Origin of the sequence: Streptomyces alkaliphilus, from assembly GCF_014141535.1 — a bacterium.
Classification (GTDB): domain Bacteria; phylum Actinomycetota; class Actinomycetes; order Streptomycetales; family Streptomycetaceae; genus Streptomyces; species Streptomyces alkaliphilus.
The window spans coordinates 1-2,417 of the sequence record NZ_VKHT01000788.1; the positions used below are offsets into that span (position 1 = coordinate 1).

General features: G+C 78.6%; 1 protein-coding gene and 1 pseudogene. One reads left to right on the forward strand and one right to left on the reverse strand.

What is annotated here, in order from left to right; translation table 11 throughout:
* On the forward strand, positions 1 to 1,769 hold a 1,769-nt coding region (locus FNQ90_RS19770), incomplete at its 5' end, for an ATP-dependent helicase C-terminal domain-containing protein (protein WP_182607594.1).
* A 70-nt stretch (positions 1,770 to 1,839) separates the two neighbouring features.
* On the opposite strand, the pseudogene FNQ90_RS19775 reads toward FNQ90_RS19770, so the two are convergent.
* Positions 1,840 to 2,417, reverse strand: a pseudogene (locus FNQ90_RS19775) (hypothetical protein); the annotation flags it as partial.

Below are 2,417 nucleotides of genomic sequence, written 5' to 3' on the forward strand. Positions count from 1 at the left end.
GCCGGGCCCCGACCGCCGTCCAGGACGCCGTTCTGGCGGGCTCCCGGGACGGCGCCCGGCGCATCGTCCTGGCCACCTCCGTGGCCGAGTCCGGGCTCACCGTGCCCGGCGTGCGGACGGTGGTGGACAGCGGACTGTCCCGCGAACCGCGCACCGACCACGCCCGGGGCCTGGGCTCCCTGGTGACCGTCCCGGTCTCCCGTGCCTCCGCCCGGCAGCGTGCCGGGCGGGCGGGTCGCGAGGCGCCGGGGAGGGTTCTGCGGTGCTGGGCGGAGGCGGAGCACTCCCGGTTGCGGGAGTTCTCCCGCCCGCAGATCGAGGTCGCGGACCTGACCGGGTTCGCCCTGGCCACCGCGTGCTGGGGGGATCCGACCGCGGAGCACCTGGCGCTCCCCGATCCACCGCCCGCCGGGGCGATGGCCGCCGGCCGGGCGGTGCTGCGGGACCTGGGGGCGGTGGACGCCGGCGGCCGTGCCGGCGCCCGTGGACGGCGCATCGCCGCCGTGGGCCTGCACCCCCGATGGGCACGGGCCCTGCTCGACGCGGCGCCCCTGATCGGGGCCCGCCGGGCGGCGGAGCTGGTGGCGGTGCTGAGCGAGGAACCACCCCGGACGATGGGCGACGATCTCGCGGCGGTGTGCCGGGCCGCGCGGAACGGGACCGGCGGGGGACGGGGGGACGGCTGGACCGGACGATGGCGGCGCGAGGCCGACCGGTTGCACTCCCTGTTGAGGGAGGACACCGCGGCCGGCCGGCACGGCCCACCCACCGAGACGGGTGAGCGGTGGCCCGATGGGCGCGCCGCCGGGCTGGTGGCGGCCCTGGCCCATCCGGACCGGGTGGGCCGCCACCGGGCCCCCGGCTCCTTCCTGATGGTCTCCGGCACCCGTGCGACGACGGCGGCGGAGTCACCGCTGCGCGACGCCCCCTGGCTGGCCGTCGCGATCGCGGACCGGCCCGTCGGTTCGGCGAGCGCCGTGGTTCGGCTGGCCGCCGTCGCGGACGAGGAGATCGCGCTGCTCGCGTCCGGGGCCTCGCGCACCCTCGGGGAGGAGGTCCGGTGGGCGCCCGCCTCCGGCGGCGCCCCGGACGTGGTGGCCCGGCGGGTGGAGCGCCTGGGGTCGATCGTGCTGCGCGAGGAGTCGCTGCGCGCCCCGTCGGGGGAGGCCGTGCGCCTCGCGCTGGCGGAGGGCCTGCGTCGGGAGGGGATCGGCACCCTGCTGGAGTGGGGGCGCGCGGCCAGGGGGTTGCGGGAGCGGATGGCGTTCCTGCACGACGCGCTGGGCGAGCCGTGGCCCGATGTCTCGGACGAGGCCCTGGTGGCCCGGATGGACGAGTGGGCCGGCGACGCCCGGAGCCGGGCCGACCTGGCCCGGCTGGACACCGTGCGGATGCTCACCTCGCTGCTGCCGTGGGCGGACGGATCGGCGGCGCGCCTGGAGGAACTGGCACCGGAACGGGTCGAGGTTCCCTCCGGGGCCCGGATCCGGGTGGACTACTCCGGGGAACGCCCGGTCCTGGCCGCCCGGGTCCAGGAACTCTTCGGCATGGAGCGTGCCCCGGTGCTCGCGGACGGCCGGGTGCCGCTGGTGGTGCACCTGCTGTCCCCGGCGGGGAGACCGGCGGCGGTGACCGCCGATCCGGCGTCGTTCTGGCGCGAGGGGTACCGGGCGGTGCGGGCGGACCTGCGGGGTCGTTATCCCCGGCACGCCTGGCCGGAGGATCCGCTGACGGCGGAGCCGGTGCGGCGGGGGCCGCGCCGGGGGTGACCGACGGGGCCGTGGGCCGCTCACGGCCCGGACCCCGTCCCCGCCCCCGGCCGGGGGCGGGACCCGGGCGTCACACGGCGCGGCGCGGCGAGACGTCGCGGGTGGCGGCCCCGTCCCCGTCCTTCTCCGCACCGGCGTCGGCGTCCCGGTCATCACCGTCGGCACCGTCGCCATCGCCGTCGCCATCGCCATCGCCGTCGCCATCGTCACCCTCACCGGGGCAGCCGGACCCCTCCTCGTCGGAGTCCTCGGCGTCGGAGTCGGCCTCGGCGTCGGTGGAGTTCTCGTCGCCGGGCTCCTCGTCGCTCTCCCGAACGGCCTCGGTGTTCTCCGGATCCGCGGAGTCACCTTCCTCGGTGCCGTCACCCTCCTCGGGGTCCACCGGGCACTCCCCCGGGCCCTCCGGGTCCTCGGGGTCGACCGGGTCCTCGGGGTCGACCGGGTCCCCGGGATCAATCGGCTCGATGGGGTCGACCGGGTCCCCGGGAGCCGGCGGCTCCGGCTTCTCCCCGGCCGGCGGGGTGCCGGGGCCGGGTACCTGACCACCGGGCTTCGATCCGGGCTCCTCCGGCGCGGACGTGCCGGGGGTCGGCGTGCCGGGGGTCGGCGTGCCGGGCCCGGGAACGGGCCCGGTGGACCCACCGGGTC